Here is a 16,308-nt window from a genome sequence, read left to right on the forward strand (position 1 = left end):
ACAGGCGGAGACGACAGTGCCGCAGACCCGGGTCGCCGTGGTGGGCAGCGCCAACATGGATCTGGTCGCGATGGCACCCGCGCTGCCGCGACAGGGCGAGACCATGCTCGGCACCGACTTCGTGATGGTGCCCGGCGGCAAGGGCGCCAACCAGGCCGTGGCCGCGGTCCGGGCCGGCGCCTCCTGTGCCTTCCTCGGCGCGATCGGCTCGGACGCCTTCGGCGTCACCCTCAAGGCCCGCATCACCGCGGCCGGCGTGGACACCAGTCAGCTGCGGGTGGTCTACGGCGCCTCCGGGGTGGCGCTGGTGATGGTCAACGCCCAGGGTGAGAACGCCATCGTGGTCACCCCCGGCGCGAACGACGCCCTGCTCGGCCTCACCGATGACGAACTGGCCACGGTGCGCGCGGCGGACGTCCTGGTCGCCCAACTGGAGATCCCGGTGCAGACCGTGACCGCCGCCGCGATCGCCGCCCGCGACGCCGGCACCAGGGTCATCCTGAACGCCGCCCCGGCCCGCGACCTCCCGCCCGAGCTGCTCGACGCCGTGGACCTGCTGGTCGTCAACGAGGGCGAGGCGCAGGCGCTCGCCGGTCGAGGCCGGGAGGAGCCCCGGGCGCTGCTCGACCTGGCCCCCCGAGCCGTGCTCACTCTCGGCGGTGAGGGCGCCTGGTACGTCGACCGGGACGGCGCCGAGGTGCACGTGCCGGCGGTACGGGTCGACGTGGTCGACTCCACCGCCGCCGGTGACGCGTTCACCGCCGCGCTGGCCGTCGGCTGGGGCGAGGGGCGCGACCTGGTCGACGCGGTGCGCTGGGCGTCGGCGGCCGGCGCCGCCTGCGTCCGCAAGCTCGGCGCATCGGTGGCGCTACCGCGACGCGCCGAGATCGACGAGCTGTACGCGCCGGCCTGACCGCGTCGCTCGCCCGCCGAGCCGGCCCGAGCGGGTGTTGGCGCGTTACGCCCGCTGGCCCGCGCCCGTGCGAAAGGCCCGACGGTACGCCGACGGTGAGGTCAGCATGGACCGGCCGAAGTGGTGGCGATAGGTGACCGGGGTGTCGAAACCCACCGCACGGGCGACCTGCTCGACAGCGAGGTCCGTCTCCTCCAGCAGGGCCAGGCTGGCGCGGATCCGCTGATCGATCAGCCAGCGGATCGGGCTGGTCCCGGTGGCTCGGGCGAAGTGCCGCAGGTAGGTGCGGGACGACATGTGCGCCCGCCCGGCAAGCTCGGCCACGGTCAGCGGCTCGGCGAGATGGGCCAGGGCCCAGTCGATGCTGCCGACGATCCGGTCGTCGTCCGGGTCGGTGGGCACCGGAGCCTCGACGAACTGGGCCTGCCCGCCGTCGCGGTGCGGCGGGATCACCAGCCGTCGGGCGACCGCGTTGGCGATCGCCGCGCCGTGGTCGCGCCGGATCACGTGCAGGCAGAGGTCCAGCCCGGCGGCGCTGCCGGCACTGGTGAGCAGGTCGCCGTCGTCGAGGTAGAGCACGTCCGGGTTCACCTCGACCCGCGGGTAGCGCCGCGCCAGCAGCTCCGCGTACCGCCAGTGGGTGGTGGCCCGCCGGCCGTCCAACAGCCCGGCCCCCGCCAGCGCGAACGCGCCCGAGCAGATCGACATGATGCGGGCGCCACGACGGTGCGCCTGACGCAGCGCGGTCACCAGCTCGGGGGAGGGGTCGGCGGTCACGTCCGCCACGATCACCGTCCGCGCCGCCGCCAGCTCGGCCAGACCGTACGGGGTGTGCAGGCTGGCTCCGCCGACCACCGGCACCGGCACCGGCCGCTCGGCGCAGAGCACCAGGTCGTACCAGTCGACGTCGAACTCGGGCCGGGCCAGCCCGAACACCTCGGTGACGATGCCGGTCTCGAACACCGACATCCCCGGGTACGCGAGCACGGCGACCCGGTGCGCGGCTGCCGGGCGTCGCGGCGCTGGCAGCGGGCGTGGGCCGGTTGTCGTGGCCGGGATCGGCATGGCGGGATGTTAGCGCAGGACGTCGTCTCCGCCACTCGCTGCGGCCACCCGCAGTGGCGAGGATCGGTGCATGACCTTCACCTTCGCCGTTGCGCCGGCCGACCCGGCCACCGCCGCCGCCCACTTCCGCGCCCGACTCAGCGTCGAGACCGACGTCAGCGACGTGCACGCCGACCTGTCGGCGCGTACGCCCGCTCTGGTGGTGGTCGACTCCCGGGGCGCGGCCGCCTGGGCGCAGGGGCACCTACCGGGCGCGGTGCACCTGCCCACCGTCGAGATCGCGGCCCGGGCGGCGGAGCTGATCCCGCCCGGCTCGGCGGTGGTCACCTACTGCTGGGGGCCGGGCTGCAACGGCGCGACCCGGGCGGCGCTGGAGTTCGCCCTGCTCGGCTACCCGGTCAAGGAGATGCTCGGCGGGTTCGAGTACTGGGTGCGGGAGGGGCTGCCGGTGATGACGGAGACCGGGTTGACCCGGCGCCCGGTCGACGACCTGACCGCCCCCACCGCGACGATCACCTGCGACTGCTGATCCACGGCGCGGACCGGTCGAGGGCTCAGCCGGCGGGCTCGTCGGCGAGCTTCTCGCCGCGTCGGCGCAGCATGCCCAGCCCGGGGATGCCGGCCACGGCGAGCTTCAGGTCGCGGGTCACGTCGAGCAGGTCGTGCAGGTCGGGCCCGACCCGGTCCAGGGTGGCCAGGATCGGCAGGATGTCGGCCGTCAGGTGCTCCTTGAGCTTGGGCAGCTCGTCGATCAGGTGGATCGCCGCGCTGATCTCCTCGTGGCTCAGCTCCTCGACGAACCTGCCCGCCATCGGCGCGGCCCGGCGCAACGCCGGCTCGTACGCCGCCAGCAGCTCGGCCGCCGTGGCGGCGGCCTCCGCCGCGGTGCCCACGGTGACGGCGGCCCGGCCGGCCACCCCATCGGCCTCGGCGACCACCGTGGCAGCTGCCCGGGAGACCCGGTCGGCTTCGGCGACCACGACGGCGGCGGCAGTGGCCACCTCGGTGGCGGTGTCGATGGCGGTGGTCGCGGCGGCGCTGATGACGGCCACCTCACGGACCGCCGCCTCGGCGTCGGTGAGCACCTGGTCGGTCCGGTCCAGGGTCGTCTCGATGCGGTCGACCACGCCGTTGATCCGGGCCAGCAGCGCTTCCACCCCGTCCAGCACCGCGAACGCGCGGGTGGGCACGGCGGCGAACGAGGCGGCCGAGCCGAGCGCCTGGTCGAGAGCGGAGCGGGTCAGGCCGACCACGGCGGACGGGGTGGGGAGAGGAATCGCCATGGGATCAAGTGTGCGTCGGCCGCACCACAACCGCCCGACGGCGCCGCTCAGCGCGACCGTCGACCGGCGGTGTCGGCGCGCGCGACGCGCAGGGCCCACCAGATCAGCGGCACCTGCATCGGCACCCGGCCGTACGCGATGGCCCGCTTCGCCGGACGCCGGTGCCGCCAGTCCACCGCCATCTTCACGTTCGCCGGCAACACGGCGACGAAGAGACCGGCTGCCGCCCGACCGCCGGCCCGTCGGGTGGCCGGGTGCGCCACCGCCGCCGCCACCGCCAGCTCGGCGATGCCGCTGGCGTACGTCCAGAACCGGGCCGGGCCGGGCAACGCGCGCGGCACGATCGGGTCGTAGAAGCCGGGGCGTACCAGGTGGGTGACGCCGGCTGCGGCGAGCAGCCCGGCGAGAGCGACGGCCTCGCCGCGGCGGGTGGTCATCAATGGTCTCCCTGCTGTTCGACGGCACGCTGCACGGCCCGGTAGATCTGCCCGAACCGTAGCGCGTCCGGGGTGCGCACCAGCAGGTCCTCCCGGCCGTGGTGCTGCACCCACAGCTCGTGCACGTGGCTGCCGCGCTCGTAGGAGCGGTCCAGCCAGCCGAGCGGGATCTCCAGGAACGGTGTCAGCGCCAACGCCCCCACCGCGCAGGCGGCGAGGATGATCAGCGCGAGCTGCCAGTTGCCCCGGTCCTGTGCCGACCACGCCAGTGACAGCACGCAGACCACGGCGACCAGCGGCGGCAGCGAGAGCAGTAGGACCAGGACGCCGCGACCCAGCACACGGCCGCGTACGGCCAGGGTTTTCTGCCCCCGGGCGTGCCAGACGAACGTCACGTCGGACAGGGCGATCACGTGACCGCCCGCCCGGATCGACTCGGAGGTCACCTGCACCGCGTCGTCCCGGTAATAGAGGGTCATCACTAAGCCTAACCACCGGCAGGCAACCCTCGCCTCACGCGGACCTCGGTACTTGCCTGCTCCGCGAAGGATCGGCCCTTCTGATCGGCGCTTCTGCACTGAGGATTCGACGGAGGCCGGCCGGCGGGCAGAAGTGTTGAGGCGGTCCTTTGGAGCTGATGCGTCATCAGCTCCATAGGCAGCGCGACTGGCGGGCGGCGCCCGGCTGGCTAGCGGCGGATGACGGGGCGGGCCGGTTGGCTGTGCTCGACCGCGCGTTGCACGGCCCGGTAGATCTGCCCGAAACGCAGCGCGTCGCCGGTGTGCAGCAACCGCACCGGCTGACCCCGCCAGCGGGCCCAGATCTCCAGTTGGCGGCTGCCCCGGGCGTACGAGCGGTCCAGGTGTTCGAAGAGGAAGTCGGCGACCGGGCCGACGGCCAACCCGACCAGCACCGACGCGCCGACGATCGCGATCGTCACGGTGGGCGAGCGGTGCAGCCAGACCGCCACGCCGATGCCGAGCACCGCCGCGACCAGCGGGCCGGCGAGCGCGGCGCCGATCGCGCCCCGCCCCACCAGCACCCGCCAGGAACGGGTGCCACGGCGGTGCCAGACCATGGTGATGTCGGCCAGCTTGTAGCTGCGACCGTCGACGCGGACGGTGGTGGAGGTGACCTGCACCGATCGGTCGTCGTAATACGTGATCATGGCTGGACTCCCGCCCACGGGGCTGACACCACACTACTTACCCAAACGAGCCGGGTCGTAAGGTTGGCACGCGACTTCGACGAGGAAGTGAGGGCAGCGTGGGCGAGTTCGTTCGGCTGGAGACCACTGACGGCATCGGCACGATCCGGCTGGAGCGGCCACCGATGAACGCGCTCAACACCCAGGTGCAGGAGGAGTTGCGCGCCGCCGCCACGGCGGCGACCGCCGATCCCGAGGTCCGCGCCGTCATCGTGTACGGCGGGGAGAAGGTCTTCGCCGCCGGCGCGGACATCAAGCAGATGGCCGAGATGTCCTACGTGGACATGGCCGACCGGGCCGCGAACCTGTCCAGCGCGCTCGGCGCGATCGCCCGGATCCCCAAGCCGGTGGTCGCCGCGATCACCGGGTACGCCCTGGGTGGCGGCTGTGAGCTGGCGTTGGCCTGTGACTGGCGGGTGGTCGCCGAGGACGCCAAGCTCGGCCAGCCGGAGATCAAGCTGGGCATCATCCCGGGTGCGGGCGGCACTCAGCGGCTGGCCCGTCTGGTCGGCCCGGCCCGCGCCAAGGACCTGATCATGTCGGGGCGGATGGTGGACGCGCAGGAGGCGCTGCGGATCGGCCTGGCCGATCGGGTCGCCCCGGCCGCCGAGGTGTATGACACGGCCGTCGCGCTGATCACTCCGTACCTCACCGGGCCGGTGCAGGCGCTGCGCGCGGCGAAGCTGGCGGTCGACGGCGGCCTGGACATGGATCTGAACTCGGGCCTGGCGTGGGAGAGTCAGCTCTTCGCGGCGCTGTTCGCCACCGACGACCGGCGGGAGGGCATGGCGGCGTTCGTCGAGAAGCGCAAGCCGGACTTCACCGGCCGCTGACCGGGTGGGGCTGGCGGTTCGTGCTGCCGGCCCCGACGGTGAGTCGAGGATTGTTCACATTGCGCCTACCGGCCAGTAGCGTGTGGCTTCGGTCATGAGCGACGAGAGGGAGCGGCGATGACGGAGCGGATCGAGGGTCACGGCGGCGAGTTGGCGCTCGCGGCACTACGCGCGCACGGCGTACGGGAGATGTTCACGCTCTCCGGCGGGCACGTCTTCCCGCTCTACGACGCGGCGTACAAGACCGACTTCCCGATCTACGACGTCCGGCACGAGCAGTCCGCGGTCTTCGCCGCCGAGGCGGTGGCCAAGCTCCAGCGCCGCCCCGGCCTCGCCGTGCTCACCGCCGGGCCCGGTGTCACCAACGGCATCTCCGGCATGACCAGCGCGTTCTTCAACGCCTCGCCGGTGCTGGTGCTCGGCGGCCGCGCGCCCGCGTTCCGCTGGGGCTCCGGCAGCCTCCAGGAGATGGACCACCTGCCGCTGGTCGCCCCGGTCACCAAGCACGCCGAGACGGTGTTCAGCACCGAGGACATTCCGCGCGCGGTGGGTGCGGCGCTCACCGCCGCGCTCACCCCGCACCGCGGGCCGGCCTTCCTCGACTTCCCACTGGAGACGGTCTTCTCGGTCGCCGAGGCCGACCTGCCCACCGTGACGGGCGTCGACCCGATCGCGCCGGACCCGGAGGAGGTCGGCCGCGCCGCGCTGCTCATCGCCGGGGCGCAGCGGCCGGTCATCATCGCCGGCTCCGACGTGTACGCGGGCGACGCGGTCGCCGCCCTGCGCGAGGCGGCCGAGGCGTTGCAGGTGCCGGTCTTCACCAACGGCATGGGTCGCGGCTCGCTCCCGCCGGCGCACCCGCTGGCGTTCGCGAAGGCCCGCCGGGCCGCGCTCTCCGGCGCCGACGTGGTCGTGGTGGTGGGCACCCCGCTGGACTTCCGGCTCAGCTTCGGTGACTTCGGTGACGCCAAGGTGGTACACATCGTCGACGCGCCCAGCCAGCGGGCGACGCACGTGCAGCCTGCCGTCGCCCCCGTCGGCGACCTGCGCCTGATCCTCTCCGCGCTGGCCGACCACGCCGGTGACCGGGCCGACCACACCGACTGGATCGCCGACCTGCGGGTGGCCGAGGATGCGGCGAAGGCTCGGGACGCGGCGGAGATGGCCGCCGAGACCGACCCGATCCGCCCGGCCCGGATCTACGGGGAGCTGCGCCGGGTGCTCGCCCCGGACGCGATCACCATCGGCGACGGCGGTGACTTCGTGTCGTACGCCGGGCGGTACCTGGAGCCGTCGCAGCCCGGCACCTGGCTGGACCCGGGCCCGTACGGGTGCCTGGGCACCGGCATGGGTTACGCGATGGGCGCCCGGGTCAGTCACCCGGACCGGCAGATCTGCGTGCTGATGGGTGACGGTGCGGCCGGCTTCTCGCTGATGGACGTCGAGTCGCTGGTCCGCCAGAAGCTGCCGGTGGTGATCGTCGTCGGCAACAACGGCATCTGGGGGCTGGAGAAGCACCCGATGCGGGCCATGTACGGCTACGACGTGGCCGCCGACCTCCAGCCGGAGCTGCGCTATGACACGGTGGTCAGCGCGCTCGGCGGCGCGGGGGAGACGGTCGCCAAGGCGGCCGACCTGGCCCCGGCGCTCCAGCGGGCGTTCGACTCCGGCGTGCCGTACCTGGTGAACGTGCTCACCGACCCGACCGACGCGTACCCCCGGTCGTCGAACCTGGCCTGAGTCGCACCCGCCGCCGCCGTCGCTCTGCGCCGGCGGCGGCGGCGCGTTCACACCTCGGGTCGGTCACCCTCACGCGGCGGCTCACCGTCGCGGCGGCGCAGGTCGTCCTCGCGCCGACGCAGGTCTTCCTCCCAGCGGCGGAAGAGCTCCTGGTCCTGCTGCTGGGCACGTTCCTGCACGGAGCGCAGGAACTCCGGGTCGTCATCGGGGGCCACCGGCCGGGGGCGCTGTCGTTCGGCGCCGCCGATGCCGCCCGGCCAGCCCTTGCGGGCGCCGTTGCCGGGCTCCCGGCCGATGATGAACCAGGCGATCGAGCCGACCAGCGGGAAGAACAAGATGATCAGCACCCAGGCGATCCGGGGCAGGGCACGGATCTGGCCCTCCTCGGCGGAGAGACAGCTGATCAGCGCGCAGACCGCGAGGACGATCTGCACCAGGAAGAGGAGTACGCCAAGCCGGACCATGCACCCATCATGGCTCAACGAATCCCGTCACCACAGTCCGCGAAGCACCAGCAGCACTCCCAGTAGCGCCAGTGCCACCGTGCCCACCGTGACCAGGGGCAGGGTTCGACCGCCGCTGCGGGCCGGACCGGCGCCGGTGCCCCGGGGCCAGCAGAGCACCAGCAGGGCGGCCCACACCAGCACGGTTCCTCCGGCGATCAGCGCTCCGGCCGGGCCGCCCGTCGACGACGCCAGCCGGACGGCGAGCACTGTCACCACTGTCACCGTGAGCCGGGTGCGCCGCCAGGCCAGCCGGGTCCGCTCCGGTTGCAGCCCGGGGTCGTGTCCGGTGCTCACTGCCCGCCGATCGCCCGCATCAGGACGGCGGCCACCAGCAGCAACGCGCCGACGCCGACGGCCAGGGCCAGGATGGCGGGGAACCGGGACGCAGGCAGTTCCTGACCGAGCCGGATGGCCCGCTCGGTACGCGCCCAGTGGTCCACCGCGCGGATCGCGACCGCCGCGCCGAGCAGCAGCAACGCCACCGCGATCACCTCCCGCAGGTGGCTCATCGGCAGGGGCGGCAGGAACTGCGCGGCGGCCAACCCGCCGCCGACCAGGGCCAACCCGGTGCGCAGCCAGGCCAGGAAGGTCCGTTCGTTGGCCAGTGAGAAGCGGTAGTCCGGCGTCTCACCGACCGAGCCCAGCTCGGCCGGGTCGAACCACCGCCTGATCACCTCCCACACAGTGGGAGAATATCCGCTTCCCCTCCGGCATAGCCTGAGCCGGTGACTGATCTCGACGTACAGACCCTGCGCGACGCCTACGACAACCAACTCCGCCCGGAGATCCCCGACCCGGTTCCGGCCGGGGTGACGGTGGAGCGGGACGGGCCGTTGGTCCGGATCATCGGGCTCGACGCCGGTGGCTTCCTCACCTACCGCGACCTGGGCGGGTTGACCGGTGCCGCGCTGGACGAGCTGATCGCCCGGCAGGTGCGGCTGTTCCGCGAGCGCGGCCAGTCGGTCGAGTGGAAGCTCAACGGGCACGACGAACCGGCGGACCTGGCGGACCGCCTGCGCGCGGCCGGCTTCGTGCCGGAGGACCGGGAGACCGTCGTGGTCGGCCCGGTCGCGCCGCTGGCCGCCGCGCTGCCGGTCGTTCCCGAGGGGGTACGCCTGCGTGAGGTGACCGCCCGGGAGGACCTGGAGCGGATCGCCGCCATGGAGGAGGAGGTCTGGCAGGAGGACCGCTCGCACCTGGTGTGGGGGCTGGCCAAGGAGATCGACGCCGACCCGAACTCGATCACCGTGGTGGTGGCCGAGGCGGGCGGGACGGTGGTGAGCGCCGGCTGGGTGCGGTTCCCGGCGAACACCGCCTTCGCCACGCTGTGGGGTGGCTCGACCCTGCCGCAGTGGCGGCGCAAGGGCATCTACCGGGCGCTGGTCAACTACCGGGCGCGGCTGGCCGAGCAGCGGGGACGGACGCTCATGCAGGTCGACTGTTCCGAGGACAGCCGGCCTATCCTCCAGCGGCTCGGCCTCGTCCCGGTCACCACCACCACCCCGTACGTCTACACTCCGTGATCATGGAGCAGCGGTTGACGGACGAGGAGCGCCTGACCCTCAAGACGGGTGCCTTCGGTGCTGTCTTCCTGGTCTCCAACGCCGACCCCGGTGTGCTGGGGGTGATCCGGGAGAGCATCGCCGCGTCCGGCGCGCTGGCCGAGGCCAGTGGCGCGGTCAAGGAGGCGCTGACCAGCGGCCCGCTGCCGCGACTTCCCCGGGACTCGCAGCTGGAGATCGAGTCGGTGGTGCTGCCGGCGCTGGGACGGGCGGTGCGGATCCTGCGCGAGAAGTCCCCGCGGGACGTGGCCGCGTACCGCGATCTGGTGTTGGCCGCGGCGGACCAGGTGGCCCGGGCGCACGACGGGGTGGCGCCCGCCGAGACGGCGGCCATCGACCAGATCAGGGTCGCGTTGGCAGAGCCGGCCTGACCGGCCGCGCGTCGGTGAGCTGTGTCACCCTGAGTGCTGCGGGAGCACAACCTACTGGCAGGTAACATTGCGCCGTGGGCAACTGCACAACCGCCCGCGGTTGACCTGGCGTCGACCGACGCGCGACGCTGCGCCCGAGACCGGGCGAGCGAATCGCAACACCACACAGGAGGGTCGTCGAAGCGCGATGAACATCGTCGTACTCGTCAAGCAGGTGCCTGATTCGGGCGCGGACCGCAACCTGCGCAATGACGACAACACCGTCGACCGCGGTTCAGCGAACAACGTGATCAACGAGATGGACGAGTACGCCATCGAGGAGGCGCTGAAGATCAAGGAAGCGCACGGTGGCGAGGTCACGATCCTGACCATGGGTCCGGACCGGGCGACCGAGTCGATCCGCAAGGCGCTCTCCATGGGCCCGGACAAGGCCGTGCACGTGCTGGACGACGCCCTGCACGGCTCGTGCGCCGTCGCCACCTCGAAGGTGCTCGCCGCCGCGCTCGGTCAGCTGAACGCCGACCTGGTCATCTGCGGCGCCGAGTCCACCGACGGCCGGGTCCAGGTCATGCCGCACATGATCGCCGAGCGGCTGGGCGTCGCGGCGCTCACCGGCGCCCGCAAGCTCACCGTCGACGGCGCGACGCTGACCGTCGAGCGGCAGACCGAGGAGGGCTACGAGGTGGTCACCGCCGCCACCCCGGCCGTGGTCTCCGTGTGGGACACCATCAACGAGCCGCGCTACCCCTCCTTCAAGGGCATCATGGCCGCCAAGAAGAAGCCGGTGCAGACGCTCTCGCTGGCCGACCTCGGGGTCGCGGCCGACGAGGTGGGCTTCGACGGTGCGACCAGCGCCGTCGTCGAGCACACCAAGCGCCCCCCGCGCTCCGGCGGCGCCAAGATCACTGATGAGGGCGAGGGCGGCGTCAAGCTGGTCGAGTTCCTCGCCACCGAGAAGTTCGTGTGAGAGGGGGGTTCTGACATGTCTGAGGTTCTCGTCGTCGTCGAAGCCACCAAGGAATTCGGCGTCAAGAAGGTCACCCTGGAAATGCTCACCCTCGCGCGTGAGCTGGGCACCCCGAGCGCGGTGGTGCTCGGTGGCACCGGCGCCGCCGAGGCGCTGAGCGGCAAGCTGGGCGAGTACGGCGCGGAGAAGATCTACGCCGCCGAGGGTGACGAGATCGACGGCTACCTGGTGGCCCCCAAGGCGACAGTGCTGGCCGAGTTGGTCAAGCGGGTGCAGCCGGCCGCCGTGCTGCTCGCGTCGGCCCAGGAGGGCAAGGAGATCGCCGCCCGGCTCGCCGTCAAGCTCGACAACGGCATCCTGACCGACGTGGTCGGCCTGGACGCCGACGGCACCGCGACCCAGGTCGCCTTCGCCGGCTCCACCATCGTCAAGTCCAAGGTCACCAAGGGCCTGCCGCTGGTCACCGTCCGACCCAACTCGGTCACCCCCGCCCCGGCGCCGGCCACCCCGGCGATCGAGCAGCTCACCGTGTCGGTCACCGACACCGACAAGCTGGCCACTGTCGTGGAGCGGGTCGCCGAGCAGAAGGGCTCCCGCCCCGAGCTGACCGAGGCCGGCGTGGTCGTCTCCGGCGGTCGGGGCGTCGGCAACGCCGACAACTTCAAGCTGGTCGAGGAGCTGGCCGACCTGCTCGGTGGCGCCGTCGGCGCGTCCCGCGCGGCCGTCGACTCCGGCTTCTACCCGCACCAGTTCCAGGTGGGCCAGACCGGCAAGACGGTCTCCCCGCAGCTCTACGTCGCCCTCGGCATCTCCGGTGCCATCCAGCACCGGGCCGGCATGCAGACCTCGAAGACCATCGTCGCGGTCAACAAGGACGGCGAGGCGCCGATCTTCGAGCTGGCCGACTTCGGGGTGGTCGGCGACCTGTTCAAGATCGTCCCGCAGGCCGCCGAGGAGATCCGCAAGCGCAAGTGACAGTGCGACACGACAGTGGCCGCCCGTGCGAACGGGCGGCCACTGCCGTGTGGGGAGCTGATCGGCGAGCCGGGGAGCTGAGCCGGCCCGCCGATCAGCCCGTCAGGGAGCCCCTCAACAGGCTGTCGCCGGAGTGGCGGGTGTTGTTGTCGTACTGCTCGGCGGAGACGTCGACCACCGAGTAGCTCTTGAGGTCGACATTCGGGGGCAGGGGCAGCAGGGCGTCCGAGCCGCCACCCAGGGTGCCGACCGAGAACATCTCCATCGTCGTCGGATTGATGAGCCAGACCTCGTAGTACCCCGGGACGCTCGGGAGATTCGCCACATGCAGATGTAGTTGGCCGTCCTGGAAAACCCGTGCGTCACCCTTGGCCGTCGGCGGGGTCGCCCCGTACGCCGCCAGCGGCGCGCTCGCCACCACCACCGGCGGCGGAGTGGGCGTCGGATCGTCCGGTCGGAGCACCGAGACGGTGCCCACCACGCCGACCGCCGCGGCGGCGGCCGCGGTCACCGCGGTGGCCACCCAACCGGACCAGCCGCGACCCCGGCGGGATCGCCGCGCCGGGTCCAGTCGGGTAACCGCCGCGCCCGGCGACTGCTCGGCCGTCACGGTGCCGGCCTGCTCGGGCACCCGCCGGGTCTCGATCAGCGTCGGCCCGGCCTCCGCCGCCCTGACCTGGGCTTCGATGCCCTGCCAGAGGTGCTCCGGCGGGTCGGGCAGGTCAGCCAGACCCTGCGTCTCGGTGCCGAGCCCCACCACCCGCTCAAGGGTCGCCAGCTCGGTACGGCAGTGCGCGCAGGTGCCGAGGTGGGTGCTCTCGCCGTTGTCGGCCTCGCTCTCACCGAGCGCCAGAAATACCAGCCGGTCGTGGTCCAGGTGCTGCACCGTCCACCTCCCATCTGCGTTTCAAGCTCGCCATGCCGCGTCGAATGTGACTCTTCACGGTGCCCAACGGCACGCCGGTCACCGTGGCTATCTGCTGGTGTGTCAGGTCGTCGTAGAAGGCCAACTCCAGCATCCGTCGCTGGTCGTCCGGGAGGCGGGCCAGCTCGTCGGCGATCACCAACCGGTCCACCACGCGGTCCGGGTCCGGGCCGGTCTGCGCCGGCTCGGGCAGCTGCCGGACCGTCTCCACCACCCGGGTCTCCCGGGCCGAGGCGCGCATCCGGTCGATCACCTTCCGCCGGCCGATGCCGAGCAGCCAACCGATCAGCGACCCCTTGGCCGGGTCGAACGTCTCACGACCCAGCCAGGCGGCGACGAACGTCGCCTGGGTGACGTCCTCGGCGTCGCTGCGGTTCGCCAGCATGGACGTGGCCAGGTGGAGCACGGCGCGACCGTAGCGGTCGTACGCCTCGCGGAGCGCCACGTCGTCACCGGCGCGGAACCTGCGGTCGAGGTCGTCCACCGGAGGGTCCGGTTCCTGTCGGAGCGCCGTCATCGGGCGGCTCGCCTTCGATGGGGCATGCCCGACTGTAGCTGGCACAGTCCCCGCCCCACTCTCCCGGTCGATGTCATCTCACCAGCTATTCGTGCCCCGACCCCGTTCTGGATGCGGACGGAGCCGAAAAAGAAAAGTGCCTCCGGGGCGCATCCACCTGTCCGAGAGCCGGCGTAACCCGTTCTGCAAGCCAGGCCTGACGAATCAGCATCAACTACCAGGAGGCAGACATGCAGCTCTCGTACTTCCGTCGGGTCGCCGCGGGCGGGGCGGTCGCCGCGCTGGCCTTCGCCGGCGTCGGCGCGTTCACCGCCACCCCCGCGTACGCCGCCACGTCGAAGGTCTCCGTCGTGCACGGCATCCCGGACACCCCGGTCGACGTCTACGTCAACGGCAAGAAGACGCTGGACAACTTCAAGCCCGGCGACGTCGCCGGCCCGCTGAACCTGGAGGAGGGCGACTACGACATCGCGCTCACCAAGCCGGGCGAGCCGATCGGCAGCGCGATCCTCAAGGTCGACAACGCCGCGGTGCCGGGCGGTGCGAACATCAGCATCGCGGCGCACCTCGACGCCGCCGGCCAGCCGAAGATCACGCCGTTCGTGAACGACGTCTCGAAGGTCGACGCCGGCAAGGCCCGGCTGATCGTCCGGCACACCGCCGCCGCCCCGGCGGTCGACGTCCGTGCCGGTGGCACCCCGGTCTTCGAGGACCTGACCAACCCGAACGAGGCCAAGGGCGACGTCGACGCGGGCAACGTCAAGGCGGACGTGGTGCTGGCCGGCACCGACACCGTGGCCATCGGCCCGGCGGACCTCAACCTCAAGGAGGGCACCGCCACGATCGTCTACGCGATCGGCTCCGCCGAGGGCAAGACCCTCGACGTGGTGGCCCAGACCATCACCGGCCTGCACTCCGCCCCGGGCGGCGTGCCCAGCGGTGACGGCGGCCAGGCCGGCACGGGCGTGGACACCTGGTGGTACGTGCTCACCGGTGCCGGCGTACTCCTGCTGGTTGGTGGTGGGGTGCGGATGGCGACCGCACGGACCGGCCGCAAGTGACGGTGCGCAACCGCGGCGCGCTGGCGGCCCTGGCCGCCGGCGTTGCCGCGCTCACCGTCGCCGCCCTGGTGGCCTGCGCCAACCAGCCAGCCGGGACGGTGGGGGCCGAGGAGGCCAGCACGTTGGCCAGCGCTGCACCGACCGCCACCAACGCCCCGTCGGTGCCGGTGACCGCCGGTGAGCTGCCCGCCGGCCCGAAGATCATCCCGCCGGTACGGCTGGTGATCCCCGAGATTGACGTCACCGCCACCGTCAACGCGGTCGGCATCAACGAGCGGACCAACGAGTTCGAGGTGCCGCCGAGCGTCGACCAGATCGGCTGGTACCGCTACGGCCCCGGCCTGGAGACGGATGCCGGTTCGGTGGTCATCGCCGGTCACGTGGACAGCGCCAAGCAGGGCAAGGGTGCGTTCTTCCGGCTGCGTGAGCTGGACCAGGGCGACACCCTGACCGCGACCGGCAGCGACGGCGAGGCCCGGCGTTACCGGGTCGTCGCCCGGGAGGAGTACGCCAAGACCAGGATCCCGCTGGACCGGTACTTCGCCCGCGACGGCAAGCCGCGGCTGACTCTGATCACCTGTGGTGGGCCGTTCGACGCCAAGGCGCGCAAGTACCGCGACAACATCGTCGTCACCGCGGTGCCCGCCTGAACGGGCCGGGGGTGGGACTCCACCCCCGGCCCAGTGCGTGCGGTCCCCTCCGGCATCCGGTGCCCAAGGTGCCGGCCGTACGCTGAAGGCGATGGCTTACCTGGATCACGCGGCGACGACTCCCATGCTCGACGAGGCACTGGAGGCGTACGTCGCTACCGCCCGCGAGGTCGGCAACGCGTCCTCCCTGCACGCGGCGGGCCGCCGTGCCCGTCGCCGGGTCGAAGAATCCCGCGAGCGGGTGGCCGCCGTGCTGGGCGCCCGGCCCTCCGAGGTGATCTTCACCGGCGGTGGCACGGAGAGCGACAACCTCGCGGTCAAGGGCATCTTCTGGGCCCGCCGAGGCGCCGGCCCCGACCGCCGCCGGGTGGTGTCCAGTGCCGTCGAGCACCACGCGGTGCTGGACGCGGTCGACTGGCTGGCCCAGCACGAGGGCGCCGAGGTCGGCTGGCTGCCGGTGGACGCCGTCGGTCGGCTCGACCCGCAGGCCCTGCGCGCCGAGTTGGCCGCGCACGCCGACCAGGTGGCCGTGGTCACCGCGATGTGGGCGAACAACGAGGTGGGCACCGTCCAGCCAGTGGCCGAGCTGGCCGCCGTCGCCGCCGAACACGGTGTGCCGTTCCACACCGACGCCATTCAGGCGGTCGGTCAGGTGCCTGTCGACTTCGGTGCCAGCGGGGTGGCCGCGCTGACCGTCACCGGCCACAAGTTGGGCGGCCCGACCGGGGTGGGCGCGCTGCTGCTCGCCCGGGACGTGCCGGCCACGCCGCTGCTGCACGGCGGCGGCCAGGAACGTGACATCCGCTCCGGCACCCTGGACACCGCGGGCATCGTCGCCTTCGCGGTCGCCGTCGAGACTGCCGTGAAGGGCCAGCAGGAGTACGCGGCCCGGGTGGCCGCGCTGCGCGACGACCTGATCGAGCGGGTCCGCCAGGCGGTGCCCGAGGTGATCTACAACGGCGACCCGACCGACCGGCTGCCCGGCAACGCGCACTTCTCCTTCCCCGGCTGCGAGGGCGACGCGCTGCTGCTCCTGCTCGACGCGCAGGGGATCGCCTGCTCGACCGGCTCCGCCTGCTCGGCCGGCGTGGCCCAGCCCTCGCACGTGCTGCTCGCGATGGGCGCCGACGACGACCGCGCCCGCTCCTCGCTGCGCTTCACCCTGGGCCACACCAGCACCCAGGCCGACATCGACGCCCTGATCGCGGCCCTCCCGGCAGCGGTCGACCGAGCCCGCCGAGCCGCCGCCCTCCGCACCCCTCGCTAGACCCCCTGTCCTCCCCGCCCCGCCCCCGC

Annotated in this window: 21 protein-coding genes; 11 read left to right on the forward strand and 10 right to left on the reverse strand. The window is 72.6% G+C overall.

Annotated elements, in window-relative coordinates; genetic code table 11:
• The first annotated feature begins 16 nt into the window (after positions 1 to 16).
• Positions 17 to 913, forward strand: coding sequence for a ribokinase (locus ABZU52_RS00830; RefSeq protein WP_354969019.1), 897 nt, complete (start codon positions 17 to 19; stop codon positions 911 to 913).
• A gap of 45 nt (positions 914 to 958) precedes the next feature.
• Here ABZU52_RS00830 and ABZU52_RS00835 read toward each other — a convergent pair whose 3' ends face one another.
• The gene (locus ABZU52_RS00835; RefSeq protein ID WP_354969054.1) at positions 959 to 1,882 is read right to left on the reverse strand and encodes a helix-turn-helix domain-containing protein; all 924 of its coding nucleotides are present in this window, start codon (positions 1,880 to 1,882) and stop codon (positions 959 to 961) included.
• A gap of 166 nt (positions 1,883 to 2,048) precedes the next feature.
• Here ABZU52_RS00835 and ABZU52_RS00840 point away from each other — a divergent pair, with 166 nt between their 5' ends.
• Positions 2,049 to 2,507: a rhodanese-like domain-containing protein gene (locus tag ABZU52_RS00840; protein ID WP_354969020.1), complete on the forward strand. Its 459-nt coding sequence runs from the start codon at positions 2,049 to 2,051 to the stop codon at positions 2,505 to 2,507.
• A gap of 25 nt (positions 2,508 to 2,532) precedes the next feature.
• Here the strand turns inward: ABZU52_RS00840 and ABZU52_RS00845 are convergent, their stop codons facing one another.
• The 4 genes from ABZU52_RS00845 to ABZU52_RS00860 all read right to left on the reverse strand — a co-directional run bounded on the left by ABZU52_RS00845 (position 2,533) and on the right by ABZU52_RS00860 (position 4,866).
• Positions 2,533 to 3,261, reverse strand: a complete 729-nt coding sequence (locus tag ABZU52_RS00845; protein WP_354969021.1) for a hypothetical protein — start codon at positions 3,259 to 3,261, stop codon at positions 2,533 to 2,535.
• Between the two features lie 47 nt (positions 3,262 to 3,308).
• Positions 3,309 to 3,698 (reverse strand): hypothetical protein, encoded by a 390-nt coding sequence (locus tag ABZU52_RS00850; RefSeq protein ID WP_354969022.1) that lies wholly within the window; start codon positions 3,696 to 3,698, stop codon positions 3,309 to 3,311.
• Positions 3,698 to 4,177 carry a DUF6232 family protein gene (locus ABZU52_RS00855; RefSeq protein ID WP_354969023.1) on the reverse strand — a complete coding sequence of 160 codons (480 nt, stop codon included), beginning with the start codon at positions 4,175 to 4,177 and terminating at the stop codon, positions 3,698 to 3,700. Before ABZU52_RS00855 ends, ABZU52_RS00850 begins: the two co-directional genes overlap by 1 nt.
• A 209-nt stretch (positions 4,178 to 4,386) precedes the next feature.
• Complete coding sequence (locus ABZU52_RS00860) at positions 4,387 to 4,866, reverse strand: DUF6232 family protein (protein ID WP_354969024.1); 480 nt, start codon at positions 4,864 to 4,866, stop codon at positions 4,387 to 4,389.
• A 98-nt stretch (positions 4,867 to 4,964) separates the two neighbouring features.
• On the opposite strand from ABZU52_RS00860, the gene ABZU52_RS00865 reads away from it, so the two are divergent.
• A complete protein-coding gene (locus ABZU52_RS00865) occupies positions 4,965 to 5,738 on the forward strand; it encodes an enoyl-CoA hydratase-related protein (RefSeq protein ID WP_354969025.1) in 774 nt (257 codons plus the stop codon).
• A gap of 117 nt (positions 5,739 to 5,855) precedes the next feature.
• A complete protein-coding gene (locus ABZU52_RS00870; protein WP_354969026.1) occupies positions 5,856 to 7,478 on the forward strand; it encodes an acetolactate synthase in 1,623 nt (540 codons plus the stop codon).
• Positions 7,479 to 7,525: 47 nt separating this feature from the next.
• Here the strand turns inward: ABZU52_RS00870 and ABZU52_RS00875 are convergent, their stop codons facing one another.
• From ABZU52_RS00875 to ABZU52_RS00885, 3 genes are read right to left on the reverse strand one after another with little or no spacing between them, the layout of a single operon-like run.
• Positions 7,526 to 7,942 carry a PLD nuclease N-terminal domain-containing protein gene (locus ABZU52_RS00875; protein WP_354969027.1) on the reverse strand — a complete coding sequence of 139 codons (417 nt, stop codon included), beginning with the start codon at positions 7,940 to 7,942 and terminating at the stop codon, positions 7,526 to 7,528.
• 27 nt (positions 7,943 to 7,969) lie between these two features.
• The gene (locus ABZU52_RS00880; RefSeq protein WP_354969028.1) at positions 7,970 to 8,278 is read right to left on the reverse strand and encodes a DUF202 domain-containing protein; all 309 of its coding nucleotides are present in this window, start codon (positions 8,276 to 8,278) and stop codon (positions 7,970 to 7,972) included.
• Positions 8,275 to 8,667: a DUF202 domain-containing protein gene (locus ABZU52_RS00885; RefSeq protein ID WP_354969029.1), complete on the reverse strand. Its 393-nt coding sequence runs from the start codon at positions 8,665 to 8,667 to the stop codon at positions 8,275 to 8,277. The genes ABZU52_RS00880 and ABZU52_RS00885 overlap by 4 nt, the downstream gene beginning before the upstream one ends.
• 42 nt (positions 8,668 to 8,709) lie before the next feature.
• Between ABZU52_RS00885 and ABZU52_RS00890 the strand changes: the two genes are divergently transcribed.
• The 4 genes from ABZU52_RS00890 to ABZU52_RS00905 all read left to right on the forward strand — a co-directional run bounded on the left by ABZU52_RS00890 (position 8,710) and on the right by ABZU52_RS00905 (position 11,859).
• Complete coding sequence (locus ABZU52_RS00890; RefSeq protein WP_354969030.1) at positions 8,710 to 9,507, forward strand: GNAT family N-acetyltransferase; 798 nt, start codon at positions 8,710 to 8,712, stop codon at positions 9,505 to 9,507.
• On the forward strand, positions 9,504 to 9,917 hold the full coding sequence (locus ABZU52_RS00895) for a hypothetical protein (protein WP_354969031.1): 414 nt from the start codon (positions 9,504 to 9,506) through the stop codon (positions 9,915 to 9,917). Before ABZU52_RS00890 ends, ABZU52_RS00895 begins: the two co-directional genes overlap by 4 nt.
• Positions 9,918 to 10,104: 187 nt before the next feature.
• Positions 10,105 to 10,884 carry an electron transfer flavoprotein subunit beta/FixA family protein gene (locus ABZU52_RS00900; protein WP_112582103.1) on the forward strand — a complete coding sequence of 260 codons (780 nt, stop codon included), beginning with the start codon at positions 10,105 to 10,107 and terminating at the stop codon, positions 10,882 to 10,884.
• A 15-nt stretch (positions 10,885 to 10,899) separates the two neighbouring features.
• Positions 10,900 to 11,859, forward strand: coding sequence for an electron transfer flavoprotein subunit alpha/FixB family protein (locus ABZU52_RS00905; protein WP_354969032.1), 960 nt, complete (start codon positions 10,900 to 10,902; stop codon positions 11,857 to 11,859).
• A 94-nt stretch (positions 11,860 to 11,953) separates the two neighbouring features.
• Here ABZU52_RS00905 and ABZU52_RS00910 read toward each other — a convergent pair whose 3' ends face one another.
• Together ABZU52_RS00910 and ABZU52_RS00915 are read right to left on the reverse strand one after the other, a co-directional pair.
• Positions 11,954 to 12,745 (reverse strand): anti-sigma factor, encoded by a 792-nt coding sequence (locus ABZU52_RS00910; protein WP_354969033.1) that lies wholly within the window; start codon positions 12,743 to 12,745, stop codon positions 11,954 to 11,956.
• Positions 12,699 to 13,301, reverse strand: a complete 603-nt coding sequence (locus ABZU52_RS00915; RefSeq protein ID WP_354969034.1) for a sigma-70 family RNA polymerase sigma factor — start codon at positions 13,299 to 13,301, stop codon at positions 12,699 to 12,701. The genes ABZU52_RS00910 and ABZU52_RS00915 overlap by 47 nt, the downstream gene beginning before the upstream one ends.
• A 230-nt stretch (positions 13,302 to 13,531) precedes the next feature.
• On the opposite strand from ABZU52_RS00915, the gene ABZU52_RS00920 reads away from it, so the two are divergent.
• The 3 genes from ABZU52_RS00920 (at position 13,532) to ABZU52_RS00930 (ending at position 16,279) form a co-directional block, all read left to right on the forward strand.
• A complete protein-coding gene (locus ABZU52_RS00920) occupies positions 13,532 to 14,362 on the forward strand; it encodes a DUF4397 domain-containing protein (protein WP_354969035.1) in 831 nt (276 codons plus the stop codon).
• Positions 14,359 to 15,012, forward strand: a complete 654-nt coding sequence (locus ABZU52_RS00925) for a class F sortase (RefSeq protein ID WP_354969036.1) — start codon at positions 14,359 to 14,361, stop codon at positions 15,010 to 15,012. Before ABZU52_RS00920 ends, ABZU52_RS00925 begins: the two co-directional genes overlap by 4 nt.
• Before the next feature lie 91 nt (positions 15,013 to 15,103).
• Complete coding sequence (locus tag ABZU52_RS00930; protein ID WP_354969037.1) at positions 15,104 to 16,279, forward strand: cysteine desulfurase family protein; 1,176 nt, start codon at positions 15,104 to 15,106, stop codon at positions 16,277 to 16,279.
• Positions 16,280 to 16,308: the final 29 nt, after the last annotated feature.

It is taken from the genome of Micromonospora sp. NPDC005220 (assembly GCF_040607895.1).
Classification (GTDB): Bacteria; Actinomycetota; Actinomycetes; order Mycobacteriales; family Micromonosporaceae; genus Micromonospora.

Excerpts from the sequence above, each read along its gene's own strand:
- ABZU52_RS00905 (WP_354969032.1), top strand. The coding sequence starts at position 10,900 with ATGTCTGAGGTTCTCGTCGTCGTCGAAGCCACCAAGGAATTCGGCGTC.
- ABZU52_RS00860 (WP_354969024.1), bottom strand. The coding sequence starts at position 4,866 with ATGATCACGTATTACGACGACCGATCGGTGCAGGTCACCTCCACCACC.
- ABZU52_RS00900 (WP_112582103.1), top strand. The coding sequence starts at position 10,105 with ATGAACATCGTCGTACTCGTCAAGCAGGTGCCTGATTCGGGCGCGGAC.
- ABZU52_RS00915 (WP_354969034.1), bottom strand. The coding sequence starts at position 13,301 with ATGACGGCGCTCCGACAGGAACCGGACCCTCCGGTGGACGACCTCGAC.
- ABZU52_RS00840 (WP_354969020.1), top strand. The coding sequence starts at position 2,049 with ATGACCTTCACCTTCGCCGTTGCGCCGGCCGACCCGGCCACCGCCGCC.
- ABZU52_RS00930 (WP_354969037.1), top strand. The coding sequence starts at position 15,104 with ATGGCTTACCTGGATCACGCGGCGACGACTCCCATGCTCGACGAGGCA.
- ABZU52_RS00845 (WP_354969021.1), bottom strand. The coding sequence starts at position 3,261 with ATGGCGATTCCTCTCCCCACCCCGTCCGCCGTGGTCGGCCTGACCCGC.
- ABZU52_RS00920 (WP_354969035.1), top strand. The coding sequence starts at position 13,532 with ATGCAGCTCTCGTACTTCCGTCGGGTCGCCGCGGGCGGGGCGGTCGCC.
- ABZU52_RS00850 (WP_354969022.1), bottom strand. The coding sequence starts at position 3,698 with ATGACCACCCGCCGCGGCGAGGCCGTCGCTCTCGCCGGGCTGCTCGCC.
- ABZU52_RS00870 (WP_354969026.1), top strand. The coding sequence starts at position 5,856 with ATGACGGAGCGGATCGAGGGTCACGGCGGCGAGTTGGCGCTCGCGGCA.
- ABZU52_RS00875 (WP_354969027.1), bottom strand. The coding sequence starts at position 7,942 with ATGGTCCGGCTTGGCGTACTCCTCTTCCTGGTGCAGATCGTCCTCGCG.
- ABZU52_RS00855 (WP_354969023.1), bottom strand. The coding sequence starts at position 4,177 with ATGACCCTCTATTACCGGGACGACGCGGTGCAGGTGACCTCCGAGTCG.
- ABZU52_RS00835 (WP_354969054.1), bottom strand. The coding sequence starts at position 1,882 with ATGTCGGTGTTCGAGACCGGCATCGTCACCGAGGTGTTCGGGCTGGCC.